This is a genomic window from Kitasatospora sp. NPDC088779, from assembly GCF_040685395.1.
In the GTDB taxonomy this organism is placed as follows: domain Bacteria; phylum Actinomycetota; class Actinomycetes; order Streptomycetales; family Streptomycetaceae; genus Kitasatospora.
Genome location: NZ_JBFBHW010000041.1, coordinates 1 through 14,455, shown reverse-complemented (window position 1 = coordinate 14,455; position 14,455 = coordinate 1). Strand labels below are relative to the sequence as shown.

General features: G+C 71.1%; 17 protein-coding genes and 2 pseudogenes. 10 read left to right on the top strand and 9 right to left on the bottom strand.

The features are described 5' to 3' along the window. Positions 1-282 precede the first annotated feature (282 nt). Positions 283-777, top strand: coding sequence for a discoidin domain-containing protein (locus tag AB0P03_RS30130; RefSeq protein WP_363631829.1), 495 nt, complete (start codon positions 283-285; stop codon positions 775-777). A 7-nt stretch (positions 778-784) separates the two neighbouring features. Then, the gene (locus AB0P03_RS30125; protein WP_363631827.1) at positions 785-988 is read left to right on the top strand and encodes a hypothetical protein; all 204 of its coding nucleotides are present in this window, start codon (positions 785-787) and stop codon (positions 986-988) included. Between the two features lie 165 nt (positions 989-1,153). On the opposite strand, the gene AB0P03_RS30120 is transcribed toward AB0P03_RS30125, so the two are convergent. From AB0P03_RS30120 to AB0P03_RS30110, 3 genes are all read right to left on the bottom strand, one after another. Then, positions 1,154-1,528, bottom strand: coding sequence for a hypothetical protein (locus tag AB0P03_RS30120; protein ID WP_363631825.1), 375 nt, complete (start codon positions 1,526-1,528; stop codon positions 1,154-1,156). Between the two features lie 188 nt (positions 1,529-1,716). After that, on the bottom strand, positions 1,717-2,169 hold the full coding sequence (locus AB0P03_RS30115) for a hypothetical protein (protein ID WP_363586213.1): 453 nt from the start codon (positions 2,167-2,169) through the stop codon (positions 1,717-1,719). A 171-nt stretch (positions 2,170-2,340) separates the two neighbouring features. Then, a complete protein-coding gene (locus tag AB0P03_RS30110; protein ID WP_363631824.1) occupies positions 2,341-3,324 on the bottom strand; it encodes a LysR family transcriptional regulator in 984 nt (327 codons plus the stop codon). Positions 3,325-3,428: 104 nt separating this feature from the next. On the opposite strand from AB0P03_RS30110, the gene AB0P03_RS30105 reads away from it, so the two are divergent. Further along, positions 3,429-4,322 carry an NAD(P)H-binding protein gene (locus AB0P03_RS30105; protein ID WP_363631822.1) on the top strand — a complete coding sequence of 298 codons (894 nt, stop codon included), beginning with the start codon at positions 3,429-3,431 and terminating at the stop codon, positions 4,320-4,322. Between the two features lie 80 nt (positions 4,323-4,402). Further along, positions 4,403-4,768, top strand: a complete 366-nt coding sequence (locus AB0P03_RS30100; RefSeq protein WP_363631821.1) for a darcynin family protein — start codon at positions 4,403-4,405, stop codon at positions 4,766-4,768. Between the two features lie 97 nt (positions 4,769-4,865). Here AB0P03_RS30100 and AB0P03_RS30095 read toward each other — a convergent pair whose 3' ends face one another. The 4 genes from AB0P03_RS30095 to mdlC all read right to left on the bottom strand — a co-directional run bounded on the left by AB0P03_RS30095 (position 4,866) and on the right by mdlC (position 8,834). Continuing rightward, on the bottom strand, positions 4,866-5,129 hold the full coding sequence (locus AB0P03_RS30095; protein WP_363631870.1) for a hypothetical protein: 264 nt from the start codon (positions 5,127-5,129) through the stop codon (positions 4,866-4,868). Positions 5,130-5,244: 115 nt separating this feature from the next. Continuing rightward, a complete protein-coding gene (locus AB0P03_RS30090) occupies positions 5,245-5,805 on the bottom strand; it encodes a hypothetical protein (RefSeq protein ID WP_363586217.1) in 561 nt (186 codons plus the stop codon). A gap of 80 nt (positions 5,806-5,885) precedes the next feature. Beyond that, positions 5,886-6,443, bottom strand: coding sequence for a hypothetical protein (locus AB0P03_RS30085; RefSeq protein ID WP_363586218.1), 558 nt, complete (start codon positions 6,441-6,443; stop codon positions 5,886-5,888). A gap of 780 nt (positions 6,444-7,223) precedes the next feature. Then, positions 7,224-8,834: a benzoylformate decarboxylase gene (gene mdlC, locus AB0P03_RS30080; RefSeq protein WP_363631819.1), complete on the bottom strand. Its 1,611-nt coding sequence runs from the start codon at positions 8,832-8,834 to the stop codon at positions 7,224-7,226. Between the two features lie 283 nt (positions 8,835-9,117). Between mdlC and AB0P03_RS30075 the strand changes: the two genes are divergently transcribed. Further along, positions 9,118-10,248, top strand: a complete 1,131-nt coding sequence (locus AB0P03_RS30075; RefSeq protein ID WP_363631863.1) for an inorganic phosphate transporter — start codon at positions 9,118-9,120, stop codon at positions 10,246-10,248. Continuing rightward, entirely contained in the window at positions 10,245-10,490 is a 246-nt protein-coding gene (locus tag AB0P03_RS30070; protein ID WP_363631817.1) for a hypothetical protein, read from the top strand. The genes AB0P03_RS30075 and AB0P03_RS30070 overlap by 4 nt, the downstream gene beginning before the upstream one ends. Before the next feature lie 88 nt (positions 10,491-10,578). Here the strand turns inward: AB0P03_RS30070 and AB0P03_RS30065 are convergent, their stop codons facing one another. Beyond that, positions 10,579-11,580, bottom strand: coding sequence for an alpha/beta hydrolase (locus AB0P03_RS30065; RefSeq protein WP_363631816.1), 1,002 nt, complete (start codon positions 11,578-11,580; stop codon positions 10,579-10,581). A 173-nt stretch (positions 11,581-11,753) separates the two neighbouring features. On the opposite strand from AB0P03_RS30065, the gene AB0P03_RS30060 reads away from it, so the two are divergent. Together AB0P03_RS30060 and AB0P03_RS30055 are read left to right on the top strand one after the other, a co-directional pair. Beyond that, on the top strand, positions 11,754-12,617 hold the full coding sequence (locus AB0P03_RS30060) for a helix-turn-helix transcriptional regulator (protein ID WP_363586222.1): 864 nt from the start codon (positions 11,754-11,756) through the stop codon (positions 12,615-12,617). A 294-nt stretch (positions 12,618-12,911) separates the two neighbouring features. Next, on the top strand, positions 12,912-13,490 hold the full coding sequence (locus AB0P03_RS30055; RefSeq protein WP_363586223.1) for a hypothetical protein: 579 nt from the start codon (positions 12,912-12,914) through the stop codon (positions 13,488-13,490). Between the two features lie 78 nt (positions 13,491-13,568). On the opposite strand, the pseudogene AB0P03_RS30050 reads toward AB0P03_RS30055, so the two are convergent. After that, positions 13,569-13,742, bottom strand: a pseudogene (locus AB0P03_RS30050) (alcohol dehydrogenase); the annotation flags it as partial. A gap of 297 nt (positions 13,743-14,039) precedes the next feature. Here AB0P03_RS30050 and AB0P03_RS30045 point away from each other — a divergent pair. Continuing rightward, the gene (locus tag AB0P03_RS30045) at positions 14,040-14,378 is read left to right on the top strand and encodes a hypothetical protein (RefSeq protein WP_363631868.1); all 339 of its coding nucleotides are present in this window, start codon (positions 14,040-14,042) and stop codon (positions 14,376-14,378) included. Then, positions 14,345-14,455, top strand: a pseudogene (locus AB0P03_RS30040) (transposase); the annotation flags it as partial. The gene AB0P03_RS30045 and the pseudogene AB0P03_RS30040, both read left to right, overlap by 34 nt.

Here is a 14,455-nt window from a genome sequence, read left to right as displayed (position 1 = left end):
CGCGGTCGGGTCCCATGGCCGCCCCGCCGCGGTGCACGAGGAACGCCACGGTGGTCACGGCGATCTCCGGCAGGGGCCGTGGTCGCTGACCAGTCACGGCAAGGGCCGCAACCCACAACGGCGGCGGTCCTTTCAGCCACCCGCTGTTACCGGCGGAGAGTACCTACTTCTCGGTCATGTTCGTCCACGAGGACTGCTGGCTGTCGGACGACGAACTGCGCCGCGACCACCAACCTGGGCTTCACCACCGACCCGGACGGCACCCGACGCCTCCCGTCCGATATGACCGACGGGAACCTGGACACGTACTACTGGAGCGCACGCACCCCCGAGTTCAACGACTGGATCCAGATCGACCTCGGCAGCCAACGCGACATCACCAAGATCGACATCTATCTCGGCAAACCCGACGGCAGCTTCACCCTGCCCGACTGCAACCTGGAATCGTCAACAGACGGCACCAACTGGACCCATTACGCACCCGTCGTGGCATATCAATCGGAGTATCGCGGCACCACAGCCCGAACCACCCGCTACATGCGCCTGAGAATTCTGATCTCACGCAGCACCCGAATCGCCATCCGCTCCTTCCAGATCACCACCAAACCCCGCGGCGCCACCATCACCCCCGACGGCGCCACCTTCCACACGGGCAAGGTAGAAATCGTTGGAGACCTCGTCGTCACCGGCAACGTCACCGTGCTGGACGGCGGGAAGCTCAAGGTGAACGGCGTCACCAGTCAGGTGGTCACAAACGTCATACTCGGTCTCCGTTGACGCCGACATGATCACCACGGTCGGGAACGAATCCAACAAGAAGCAGTTCATCAACGCCTGGTTCGGCGGAAATGAGCTGTTCAACATCGGCCTTGACGCCTGGGAAGTAGCGACCGTGCCACTCAAGAAGGGATGGGTTTCTCAGAAGACCTCTCCGAACGGAGCAGCGGACTTGATTGTCTGGAGGTTCTACCTGGGAGCCGAGCCGTAGGCGCAGCCCCACGAGGTCAGCGGCTGGCCCTCCGTTGGCAACCTTCCCTGCGTGCGACCGTTGAGGTCCGCCCGCTGCGACGAGCGGGCCGCCACGTGGGGAAGGTGTACCGACCTGGCTGCCTGTGGCCGAGCCGACCGCGGGGCTCGGCCACAGGTCGCAGGATCAGACGGAGATGACTTTGCCCTTCGCGAAATCCGTGCCTTGCTGCCCGTAAATACTGATCCTGTACTGCGTGCTCGACACGTGCTCCCCCATGGCGAACAGCATCAGCTTGCTGCCGTTCGCATAGAAGAAAAGGGTGACACTCTGCTGCCCGTTACCCGAACTGGCGTGCAGGACCGGCTGATTGTTGAACTTGTGCGATCCGGTGGGCTTTCCCTGGCCGTCAAATGCCTGGTTCAGGGACTGCTTCAGGTTTGCGAGCCTGTTCCCCATGCCTGCCTCATTGAGGACGTTTTCCAGGTAGGACTGGGCTTGCGGCTGGCGCATGGGACTGGTCTGAGTCCCATCGCTCTTGATGACCACCATCTCGGACATTGCGGCAGGTGACGCCATGCTCTTCCCCCTCGCGCTGTCGTGCAGGAAGTTCGGGATCTCCCGACCTTTCCTCAGCGTATCCCGGCAGGAAGGTCCGGGTGAGACTCTTTGGGTAATCAGCTGCGGCATTCTGAGCTTGGCTCTGTCGGTGATCTTGGTGTTCGGCCGCCTGGGATCGTGATGGTGCGTCAGTCTTGCGGGTGCAGGAGGTCCGTGAGACTGGCGAGGAGTGTGAAGGCCTCGACGACCCTGTGGTCGAACGTGTCCATCCGACGGCTGTGGAAGGCGGGGTGGAGATGGTGCTCAAGCAGAGATTCGAGGTGCCGGAGCGACGCGGGGCTGAGGTCGCGCTGGTGGGCCTTCCACTCCTCGACGTAGTCCCCGACCTGCATCGGGCTGTACTTCTGGATCCGTTCCGCCTTGCGCCGGCTTTGCGGAGCGTTCTTCCGGGCCTGGTAGACCTCGGCGAGCCGGGCCTTGGCCTTGTCCTGCGTGGTGAACCCGGACTCCTCCGCCTGCCTTCCGGCCGCGTTGCGGTACCGGATCTTGTACTCGCGCGGGCACCGGGGCCACCGGGACCCGGGGTGCTCGCACTCCTTGAAGAAGGAACCCATGCCGCGGATGAGGCTGGTGGTTGCCATGATCGATCTCGCTCCCCGGGCGTCCTGCTGACGTTTTGCTGACCCCGGATGGTCGATCAAGCCCCTGAGCTGGGACGAACCGCCGAAAGCGTGCTATGTGGTGGGGATGTGCTGATGGCCTCTCAGCTCGGGTCCGCCCCTTGGAGCATCGCGGGCCGGGGCGGCGTCGTCCTATGCGGGGCCGATCCCGTCCGCCGCGGTGGGCTCAGAAGCTGCCGCCGGCGTGCGGAGGACCCGGCGGACGGTGTCGCGGAGCCAGCGGTGGGCCCCGTCGGCCGTGTGCCGGGGGTGCCAGGCCATGCCGATGGTCAGGGGCGGCAGGGCCAGGGGGATGTCGAGGAGGTGCAGTCCGAGGGCGCCGGCGTCGTGGGTGAGGGGCGAGGGAGCGGCGCCGGGGAGTGCGGCGGGTACGAGGCAGACGAGGTCGCTGCGGGTGGCGAGGGTCATCGCGGCCAGGTGGCTGGGGAGGACGACGCTGACCCGCCGGTGGAGGTCCTGCTCGGCCAGGGCGGCGTCGAGGGGGCCGGTGAACCGGCCGCGGCGGCTGACCGCGGCGTGGTGGGCGGCAGCGAGCCGGGCCGGGGTCAGCGGTCCTTCGGTGAGCGGATGGCCGGGCCGGACGGCCGCGACCATGCGGAGGCTGACCAGTTCTTCGACCTGGGTTTCGGGGTCCACGTGGTCGATGGATCCGACCTCCAGGTCGATCCGGCCGTCGCGCAGGGCGGGCCCGGCCTCCAGGTCTTCGGCCCGGATCCGGAACGAGACCCCCGGCGCCTCCCGCTGGGCCAGTCGCAGCAGCCCGGGCGCCAGCGCCGCGCCGACCAGGTCGGCGGCCTGGAGGGTGAAGGTGTTGCGGAGGCCGGCGGGGTCGACGCTCGTGCCGGGACTGAGCAGCGCGCCGAGGCTGCGCACCACTGTGGCGGCTTCCTCGCGCAGGGCCTGGGCGCGCGGGGTGGGAACCATGGTCTGTCCGGCCCGGACCAGGAGGGGGTCCTGGAGGATGCGGCGCAGCCGGGCCAGGGTGCGGCTCATGGCGGCGGGCGAGGTGTGCAGTCGTGCGGCGGCGCGGGTCACGCTGTGCTCGGCCAGCAAGGCATCCAGAGCGATGGCGAGATTGGCGTCGATGATCGGATCCGGGCTGCTCACCAGCATCATTCCATTTCAGTCAATGATTCCGTGCTGAAGTTCCCATTGTGGCAGCACGGCGGACCTCAGCAGGATGAGGGCGTACCGAAACCAGCACCAGCTACGAGGTTTTCATGATCGTCATCACTGGTCCCACCGGGAACATCGGCCGCCACCTGCTCTCCCGGCTCCTGGAGTCCGCCCCCGCCGCGGGCGAGGAACTGCGCGTGATCGTGCGCGATCCCGCCCGGCTTCCGGACGCGGCGCGCGGACGCGTCGAGGTCGTCACCGGCTCGCACGCGGACGCCGAGGTCCTCGACCGGGCCTTCGAGGGCGCGGACGCGGTCTTCTGGCTCGTCCCCCCGGACGCCTCCCTGACCCCGTACGACGCCTACAGCGGTTTCACCCACCCCGCCACCGAGGCGCTCGTCGCCCACGGCGTCGGCCACGTCGTCGGCGTCTCCGCGCTCGGCCGCGGCACCCCGCTCGCCGACCGGGCCGGCCTCGTCACCGCCTCCCTCGCCATGGACGACCTGATCGCCGGCACCGGCGTCGCCTACCGGGCCCTGGCCAACCCGTCCTTCTTCGAGAACCTCCTGGAGGAAGCCGACTCGATCCGCGAGAAGGGCGTCTTCACCGACTCCGTCGACGCCGACCGCAAGGCCCCGTTCGTGGCCGTCGCCGACATCGCGGCGGCCGCAGCCGGCCTGTTGCTGGACCGCTCGTGGACCGGCACCGGCAGCGTCCCGGTCCTGGGGCCGCGGGACCTGTCCCCGAACGACCTGGCCCGCATCATGACCGAGCAGTTCGGCCGCCCCGTCCGCTACGAACGCCAGTCGTTCGACGAGCTGTACACCACCCTCGTCGGCTACGGCCTCAACGAGGCGTTCGCCCAGGGCGTGGTCGACATGAAGCGGGCCAAGGACGAGGGCCTCGACGCCGGCGTTGCCCGTACCCCGGACACCGCCTCCTCCACCGGCTTCGAGCAGTGGTGCGCCCGGACCCTCAAGCCCGCGGTCCTCTCCTGAAGTCCAGCACCCGGCGCCGGGGCAGCACGGAGCCCGGCGAACCAAGACCACTACCCACCTGCCGCTTTGGAGGCACCCCGATGTCCGCTGAAATGTCCGAACCGCCGGTCACGGCGTTCATGCTGGTCAAGACCACGCCCGAGTGGCTCGCGCTGACCGTCAAGGAACGCGTGGACGCCTTCACCACCCAGGTCCTGCCGGCCATCAAGGCCAAGACCACCGGCGTCCGGTCACGCTTCTACGACACGGAGTTCTACTCCGCTCGTGTCACCGACGTCTGGGTGTGGGAGGCCGACGACCACCACGCCTACCAGCTCCTCGTCGACGCACTGCGCGAAACCCCCTTCTGGGACCGCTACTTCGAGGTCGTCGACCTCCTCGTCGGCACCGAGAACGGCTACGCCCGAACCTACGGCCTCGAACCCGTCGCCACCATCGCCACCTGACACACCGCCCGCCCACCCACCCACCTGCGCACGAGCGCCGATGCCCCCTGACCGGTCGGCGGTTTCTAGGGGTCGTTGCAACACGTGGTCGGTTTGATCAGGCCGCGATGAGTTTATGCAGGCGCTCGGCTGGGGTTTCCCAGCCGAGCGTTTTGCATGGGCGGCCGTTGAGTTCGGCGGCGACCGCGAGTCCGGTGGCGTCCTTGAGCCGCACCGCGACCCGGACACCCTCGCCCTGGTGCGGGCCACCATCGGCACGGGCGGAGAACAGGGTGCCGCGGCGTGCCGCGGAGAGCGCGAGCAAGGGCTCGAAGCCGTCCTCGGACGGGAACGGGCCCGGGGCGAGCCCGGTCCGGTCCACCAGCAGGCCTCCTGAAGTTCGCAGGAGGCCCGAAGAACCTGTTCGGTTTTCTTGGGCGAGGACCGAATGGAACTCGATCACCGCAGGTCGGGGGCGTGGCTTCGGCCCCGTTGCTTCAGGTGTTGAGCAGGCGGTTGAAGAACGAGCGGTAGCGCTGGAGCGCGACGCGCAGTTCTTCGGTCGGCACCTCGTCGCCGCGGTGCCACTGGCCTTCGAGGTCCTGCTTGTGCGCGGAGAAGGTGGTGGCGAGTGCCTGCATCGTCTCGGCGACCAGATTATCGGCCGCGGACACGGCATGGCGCGGGTCGTCGACGAATTCGCCCTGGATCTTCTGCCACCGGGAGCGGAACTCCTCCTGCTGCCCGCCCAGCAGGGGTTCGTTCTCGGCGGCTTCCGGGTCCTCGGTGCGCTCGGATGGCTCGGATGCCTGGGTGTAGCCCCTTTCCTGCTCCTCTTCCTGTCCGCGTTCCTGCCCGTAGTCCTGCTCGCGGTCGCGGCCTTCGAGCGTGAACTCCTGCTCACCGCTCCGCTGTTCGGTGGTGGCTTCCCCGGGGAACGCCGGTGGCGAATCCGCCCCGGAGGTATCGCTCTGTTCGTCGGTGTCCTGTCGGGCGCCGGCCAGATCCTCCGTGGACAGGCCGCCCTCGCGCGGTTCGGATGTTGCTCGGCTGTGCATCTCTTCACTTCCCTCTCGGCAGTTCCGGTCGGCGGCCGTCGCCGGGTGCGTCCCGTCAGCTCAACTCGCCGGTCCGGGGCTCACGCACGGCTGCCCTGCGGACGGTCACCGTTGTGGAGCAGTTCCTCGAACAGGGTGCGGTAGTGCACCATGGCGCCCCGCAGTTCTTCCGTGGTCGCCTGGTGGCGGCTGCTGCGGTCGTTGACCTCGTGAGCGGACCGGAAGTGCGTCAGCACGCTCCCGTGTTCGACGGAGAGGTCCTTGAGCTGCTGCTCGTACCCCTCGGTCGGGTATCCGCGCTCGCTCATGAGCGTGGTGACGAGCCGGTCCGCCTCGTGCACCGTGTCGTCGGGCCGGTCGACGAACTGTTCCTGCACCCGTGCCCAGTCCTTGGCGTACCGGTCACGGGCACCCGGTGACAGCGGTTTGATGTTCAGCGAGTCGTGGCGCGACTCGCGTTTGCGCAGCTCCCGGTCGGCGGCGAAACGGCCGTCCTTCGCCTCCGCGGTCCGGTCGTACTCCGGGCCGAACCGCTCCTGCAGATGGCGGCGGCGGATGACGAACGTCGCCACCAGCGCGCACACGACCAGAAGGACGACGACGATGGCGATGACTGCGATGAGGGTCCCTGTTGACATTTGGGTCCTCCGCTTGTAGCTCCAGACCTCCCTGAACGGCGCGTGCCCTGCTGCCCGGAGCCAAAACACGGACGAACCGAAGAAGTCGAACGATGTGCCACGCGGACGTGCCCGAGACGCAGCGTCGGCTTCTGGTTCGCACACACCTCGCGGGTGGGCGGGCTCCTCCAGGGGGCGATCGACGGCGTGCCCGGAGATGCTGACGGGGCTGCCCGTGGAGTGACCCGGGCGGACCCGAGGGGGCAAGGGCGGCGGAGGACGGGCGGGTTCCGGGGTTGGTGGGGCGGCGGGCGTCGCCGGTGTGGATCTTCGCGTTGCGGACGACGACGTCGGCGGCGTCCTCGAGGGCGTCCTCGGCGGCGCGGGGGACCAGCCCACCGACGGGTATTGCAGGCACCTCGACGGCCTCCTGTCACGGGATCGACCTGCCGCCCGGGTGCGGGCGGCAGGCGGAGGCTTCCGCGCGGGCCGGGGTCGCAGCCGCGCCCCGTTCGGGCGCCTGACGAGACGTCAGGCGCAGGGGTGGTGCCGGACTTGGCCCACAGCACACCGGCCCCGGTCCGCGAGCGCACCAGCCGCCCGCAGCGGCGATCGTTCGGGGGTGGTCAGGGGGTGGTCGACGGTGAGGGCCGAAGAGGTCCGTGGTGCCGAAAGGGGAAGGTGCCCGGCTGTCGGACACCTTCCCCCGCTGGTCGCCGAGGTGCTCGCCGAGGTAGCTCCCGCCGGCGACGGCGTTGTCGAGTTCCCGCCGCCCGGCCCGGCCCGGCCCCGCCGCGCGGGCTACAGCGCGGCCCGCTGGGGCCGGGTGGGAACGACGATGACGGTGGGGGTGCCGGCGGTCAGGGCCGCGGTGAACTCCCGCTCCAGGTCCTCGGTGGTCTCCACGTCGACGGCGCGGCAGCCGAAGCCGCGGGCCACCGAGGCGATGTCCAGCCCGGGCAGGTCGAGCCCGGGCACCCCGGGGGTGTCCTCCAGCAGGGCGAACGACTTGAGGATCGAGTACTCGTGGTTGCGCATCACCACGTAGACGATCGGGAGGCGGTGCCGGGCCGCCGTGTAGAGGGCCTGCACGGAGTACTGGAAGGAGCCGTCGCCGATCAGGCCGACCACCGGGCGCAGCACTCCCCGGTCCCGGTCGCCCAGCGCGACGCCGACCGCGGCCGGGACGGCCCAGCCGATGCCCCCGCTGGCCGTGGCGAAGAACGAGCCCGCTCGGGTGGTGGGCAGCCATTCGAGCTGCTGTGCCATGGTCGAGGTCGACTCGTTGACGAAGACCGCGTCCGGCGGGCGGACCCTGCTCAGGGCGGCGTACACCTCGGGCGGGGTGAGCGGCCGGTCCGGGGCGGACGGCAGCACGCGGGGCCGCGGCATCGGCTCCGGAGCGGTCCGCGTCGAACCCTCCTCGACCAGGTCCAGCAGCAGCTCGATCGCCCGCCGGGGATCGCCGAGCAGACTGTCGCCGACCCTCGCGGCCGCGGCCGCCTCCGGGTCGCCGGTGATCTGGAGCAGCCCGGTGCCCGGGGGGAGGTAGTCGCCGGGCACGTACGGGTAGTAGCGGAACACCTCCGCGCCGATCACCACCACCAGGTCGTGCCCGGCCAGCCGGTCGCTGATGGTCTTCACCGACATGCCCAGCGGGCCGGCGAAGAGCGGGTGGTCCTCGGGGAAGGAGACGCGGTCCCCCAGCGGGGCGCCGTAGACGGCGGCGCGCAGTCTCTCCGCCAGGGCGACGGCCGCGTCCCAGCCGCCACTGCGGTCGACCTCGGGCCCGAAGACGAGTGCGGGCCGGCGGCTGGCGGTGATGCGCTCGGCGAAGGCGCGCAGCCGCCCGGGGTCGGGGGCCACCCGCTCGCTCACCGTCCGCACCCGGGTGAAGCCGGACAGCGGCCGCTTCCAGTCGTCCATCGGGATCGACAGGTAGACCGGGCCGGCGGGCGGCTGGAGCGCCTGCGCGTAGGCACGCATGAAGGCCTCGGGGACGTCCTCGGCGCAGGCCGGCTCGTAGGACCACTTCACCCAGGGTTTCGGCAGCTGGGTGGCCTCGCGGTTGCCGAGGTACGGCTCGCCGATCACCAGCTCCCGGTGCTGCTGGCCGGCGGTGACGATCAGGGGCGTGTTCCCGTGGTGGGCCGCCACCAGGTTGCCCAGCGCGTTGCCGGTGCCGGCCGAGGAGTGCAGGTTGACCAGCGCGGGGCGGCCGGTGACCTGGGCGAAGGCGTCGGCCATCGCGAGGGCGGACGCCTCCTGGAGCGCCAGGACATAGCTGAAGTCCGCGGGGAAGTCCTGGAGGAACGGTTCCTCGGTGGAGCCCGGATTCCCGAAGACCGTGGTGAGTCCGAGCGTGCGCAGCAGGTCGTACGTCACGGTGCGGACGGTGGGGTGCTCAGCCATGGGTGCCAACGCTTTCACCCGGGGCACCAGGGCCTCAGGGCTCGCAGGGACGGGTCTCGGTCCAGCCGACCAGCAGCCTCCTGGGGCGGGACGGCGACGGGGGACGGCACATCGGTTCCGATCGTCACGCCGGCCGGCTCTTGCAGGAGAGCATCGGCACCGAGGGCCCCGCAACCGGACGAACGGGTGCCGGGCCCTGGGGCAGGGCGGGTCGGCCGCCGCCTCGGCCGGTGCGCGGGCTAGGTTCGGGTCCGTGACCGGCAACGACGCGGTCCTGGCGCTGATGGTCGCCACGGCGCTGGGCTTCGACTTCACCAACGGCTTCCACGACACCGGCAACGCGATGGCGACCTCGATCGTCACCGGCGCCCTGCCGCCGCGCGTCGCGGTCGCGGTGTCGGCGGTGCTGAACCTGGTGGGCGCGTTCCTGTCGACCGCCGTGGCGGCGACCATCGCCAACGGCCTGGTCGCCACGGGAGAGGTGACCTTGACGGTCATCTGCGCCGGTCTGGTCGGCAGCATCCTGTGGAACCTGGCCACCTGGTTCCTCGGGATCCCCTCCAGTTCCTCGCACGCGCTGATCGGCGGGGTGGTCGGGGCGACGGTGGCAGCCGCCGGGGCCTCGGCCGTCAAGTGGCAGGGGCTGGTCTCCAAGGTGATCGTGCCCGCGGCGCTGTCGCCGTTCATCGCCGGTGGGGTGGCCGTGGTGGGCACCCTCCTGGTCTACCGCCTCACCCGCGACGTGCCCGAAGGCCCGCGCGGGCGCGGCTTCCGGCTCGGCCAGATCGGCTCGGCCTCCATGGTCTCGCTCGCCCACGGGACCAACGACGCGCAGAAGACCATGGGCGCCATCACCCTCGCCCTGATCGCCAACGGCACCCTGCCCGCCGGGGCGAAGGCACCGGCCTGGGTGATCCTCTCCTGCGCGCTGGCGATCGCCCTGGGCACCTACATCGGCGGCTGGCGGGTGATCCGGGCCCTGGGCAAGGGGCTGGTGGAGATCGAACCGCCGCAGGGGATGGCCGCCGAGTCGGCCTCGGCCGCCGTGATCCTCTGCTCCACCGACTTCGGCTACTCGCTCTCCACCACGCACGTGGCCACCGGGTCGATCCTGGGCTCGGGGATCGGTAGGAGCGGCGCCGTGGTGCGCTGGCAGCTCGCCCGCCGGATGGTGACGGCCTGGCTGCTCACCCTGCCGGCTTCCGCCCTGGCCGGCGCGCTGGCCTACTGGGCCGCGAACGGGATCGGCGGGACGGCCGGTGTGGTGGTGATCGTCGGCGCGCTGGTGGCGGCGTCGGTCGCCTTCTTCGCCGCCTCCCGCCATCCGGCCGTGACGCCGGAGAACGTCAACGCCGCGTGGACCGGTTCGGCGGCCCCGGAGCCCGCCAAGGCCAAGGACGAGGTGAGCCCGTGAACTCCTGGATCAACCTGGACGCGGTGTGGAAGATCGTCGTGGTGGGCCTGCTCACCGGCGCCGGACTGCCCGCGCTGTTCGCCCTCGGCCTGCGCCTGCTCAACCCGTCCGGCGCGGCCGGCGAGCCGGCCGCGCTCCGGCCCGCCGCCGGGCCGGTCGGCTCCACCCTGGCGGGACTGATCTTCGCGGTGGTGCTCGCGGCGATCGGCTGGGGCATCTCCGTCATCGTCAGCCACCACTGACCGCCCGGCGCCCGGCACCCGAGAACCCGGCACCCGAGCACCCGGCACCCGAGCACCCGAGCACCCGAGCACCCGAGAACCCGAGCCTTCATGACCGATCGCCCACGGCGTCGGCTCCGCCCCGGCCGTGCAAGGCCTCGGGTGCCGTATCCGGTCCTGAGCGGGTGTCAGTGGTCGCGGCGAGGTGGGTGCCGAAGAAGTCGGTCAGCCTCGCGACGGCGGGGGTGACGTACTCGTCCTTGTCATAGAGGTCGACGTGCGCGGCGCCGTCGATCCAGTGCAGTTCCTTCGGCCCGGTCGAGCGCTGGAAGGCCCGCACGCTCATCCAGGCGGTCACCGCCTCGCGCCCGGCGACCATGAGCAGCGGGCGCGGGGCGAGCAGGGGCAGGGAGGCGAAGGCGTCGAAGGCCGCGATGCGGTCGATGCTGGACCAGGTCAGGGCCTTGGCCGCCCGGGGGTGTTCGGCGCGGGGCGTGCAGTAGTACTCCCAGCCGTCGTGGACGTGCGGGCCGCCGCGGCGGGCCTCCTCCTCGGTCGCGGGGGAGATCGGGAAGGTCCGGACGCCCTCGCCCCGGGCCTCGGCGGTGCGGGCCGCGGCGGCGCCTTCGAGCATGGCCCGGAAGACGGCCGGGTCCTGGGTGCCGTCGGCGCCGTCGCGGAACTGACGGGCCATGTCGGTGGCGCTGACGGTGGCGACGGCCCTGATCCGGTGGTCGGTCGAGCCGGCGGCCAGGGCGTAGCCGCCGGAGGCACAGATGCCCAGCGCCCCGGTCCGGCCCGGGTCGGCCTCGGCGCGGGTGGTGAGGAACGAGACGGCGGCCTTGAGGTCCTCGATCCGGTGCGCCGGGTCCTCCAGGCCGCGCGGCTCGCCCTCGCTCGCGCCTTGGAACGCGGAGTCGAAGGCGAGGGTGACGAAGCCGCGCTCGGCCAGGCGCCGGGCGTACAGGCCGGCGGCCTGCTCCTTCACCCCGCCGCCGGGGTGGCCGACGACGATCGCCGGGCGGGGGCCGCCCGTGCCGCCGTCGTCGGGGGTGTACAGGTGGCCGGCGAGGTTCAGGCCGGCGCTGGGGAAGGTCACATCGGTGATCACGGTGCTGCTCTGGTCGTCGTGCGACGGGCGGGTCGGCGCGGGGCGACTCCGGCGGCTCTCTTCGGTGGCCGTTCCCCACCGTGGCGCCGGAGCGTGCGGGGGTGCCAGGGAGGAAGCTGCCTATGCACGCCGGTACCAGGCACGAGGCCGCTCCCGTGCCGGACACTGGAACCATGACCGTCCGCGACCGGCCCTCCCGCGACAACGAGCTGGGGGACTTCCTGCGTGCCCGCCGCGCCGCCCTCGACCCCCACGGGGCCGGATTCCCCGACGACGGACGGCTGCGGCGGGTGCCGGGCCTGCGCCGCGAGGAACTGGCGCAGCTCGCCCACGTGAGCGTCGACTACGTCGTCCGCCTGGAGCAGGGACGCACCCGAACGGTCTCCCGGTCGGTCCTCGACGCGCTCGCCGACGCGCTGCGCCTGGCGCCGGACGAACGCGCCTACCTGTTCGCGCTGGCCGACGCGGCCCCGGCACCCGCTGCCCCACCGTCCGGCCGCCCACCCGTGGACCCGCAACTGCGGCAGCTCCTGGCGACCATGCACGACGTCCCCGCCATGGTCCTCAACCGGCGCCTGGACGTCCTGGCCTGGAACCACGCGGCCACTGCCCTGCTCACCGACTTCGGCGCACTCGCCCCCGGGGAGCGCAACCTGATCCGCCTCACCTTCCTCGACGACGCCTACCGCGCGCTGTACGCGGACTGGCCCCGCGCCGCGCGCGACTGCGTCGCCACGCTGCGCATGGAAGCCGGGCGCCATCCGGAGGACCGTGAACTCGCCTCCCTGATCGCGGAGTTGACTTCCCGAGACGCGAACTTCCGGGCCTGGTGGGCCGACCGCCGGGTGCGCGGCCCCCGGCAGCTCACCAAGACCTACGTCCACCCGCTGGCTGGCCCCCTGACCCTCGACGTCCAGCAGTTCACCGTCGACACCCGGCCCGACCAGCAACTCATCGCCTACACCGCCCCTCCCGGCTCCCCGGCCCACGAGGGGCTGCGATTCCTCCTCCAGTGGGCACCTGCTCCGCGCGGATGACGCTCGCGCGCGGAGCCCGCGCGGAACCGTCGTTGGGCGCGGGTGCAGTCGTGCAGTCCTACAGCCGCACCCGCGCCCGCCCGCGGCGGCGGGCGGATCGGGCCTGGGGCGGATTCTCGGAGAGGGCGGGAGGCCGAGCAGCGTCCTCGTTCAGCGCGAGTTTCAGTGCGAGCCGGCACAACCAGGTGCGGTACCAGCCGACTTGTCGGTATTCGACCTGCTCTGACGGGAGCCGCACGGCCGTTCACCCATCCCCCTGCGAGGCCGGGCCGAGGGAGGCGTAGTGTGCGCGGTGTGAAAGAACTGATCTTCCGGGGGAAAGACAGATTCCGCCCGGACTGGTCCGATCTCGGGCCGGTGCTCATCGTCGTCACGGTCGAACTCGTCGCCGGCCACCTGAAGTTCCACCTCGGCCTCGGCCCCATGGTCCTCCTCGTCGGCGGGACCGTGGTGCTGGCCGCCGCGAGCCGCCTCCTCTCCATGCGGTACTGGAGCAGGGTCGGCACCGACGGAGTCACCATCTGCTGGGGGTTCGGCCGTGGCCGCACCTACTCCTGGCAACAGATCTCCTGGATCGACGTGTCGGAGATCCAAGGCCGCGGCGCGCCCACACGCGTGGCCCGGATCCACACCACCGACGGTCGGCGCCACTGGATGTCCACCGTGATGGCCAGCGACCTCCACCCGTCGGAGGACTTCGACGCCGACTTCCGGCGGGTCGTCGACTGGTGGAAGCACAGCACCAGTCCGAGCCTGCGCGTCCTGCCGGAGAAGAAGTTCCGGGACCGGCTGACGCCCGTGAGAACCGCGGTGCTGTGCACCGTCGTCCTCGCCGTCGTCCTCTTCGCCTTCACCGTGGTGCTGGCCCAGTAGCCACCTGAACGCGTCGGCTCGGCTCTCCTGACGGGCGGTGGGCCGTGGCGCCGGGTTGTGGAGATCAGTCGGCCCTTGTCAGCGAGCCGGTGGGGTGAGGACTGCGCGGTCGAACGGGCCACCGTGTGAGGTGGCGTACGTGACGGCGTCGTTGACGGCACTGATGCCGAAGGACCGGACCCGTTCGGGGGCGAGGTCGAGGGCGCCCGAGGCGAGGAGCCGGATGATGCCGACGTTCGCGGTACGCGGGTACTCCAGCCGTGCGGACACGGTGCGGTACTGCTCGGTGAGGTAGGGGCCCATACCACTCGCCCGGACCTCGTCGGCGGTGGTCCGCTCGGTGGTGTAGCCGCGCAGGACGCCACGCAGCCGGGCGTCGACCCGTCCGGCGGCGACAGCTCCCTCAACGACGAGACCGGCGTCGTCGGCCTCGGCCTCGACTACCAGGACCACCTGTACGTCGTCGCCGACGAGTCCGACATTCTCGGCGCCAACGACTGGGGCCTCACCGCCTGCCGGCTCGCTCTGCGGCTGCGCGCGGACGCGATCGTGGTCGAGGCGAACTACGGCGGCAACATGGCCCGGCAGATCCTCAGCCAGGCATGGGACCAACTCGCCCGCGAAGGGGAGACACACGGCCAGCTGATGCCGCTGATCGTCGAGGTCAACGCCAAGGTCGGCAAGCGGCTGCGCGCGGGGCCGGTGACGCAGCTGTACGAGCCGGGCCGGGTCCACCACGTCGGGCACTACCCGGAGCTGGAAGGACAGATGGTGACCTGGGTCGCCGGGATGGACAGCCCCGACAGGATGGACGCTGCGGTGCACGGCCTGACCGAGCTGGCCGGCGGATCCTGCCGAGCGCCGCGGTCATCGACTCCCAGTCCGTGAAGGCCTCACCGAACGCCCCGGCCGACAGCCAGGGCTACGACGGCGGGAAACGGGTCAAGGGCCGCAAGCGCCACATC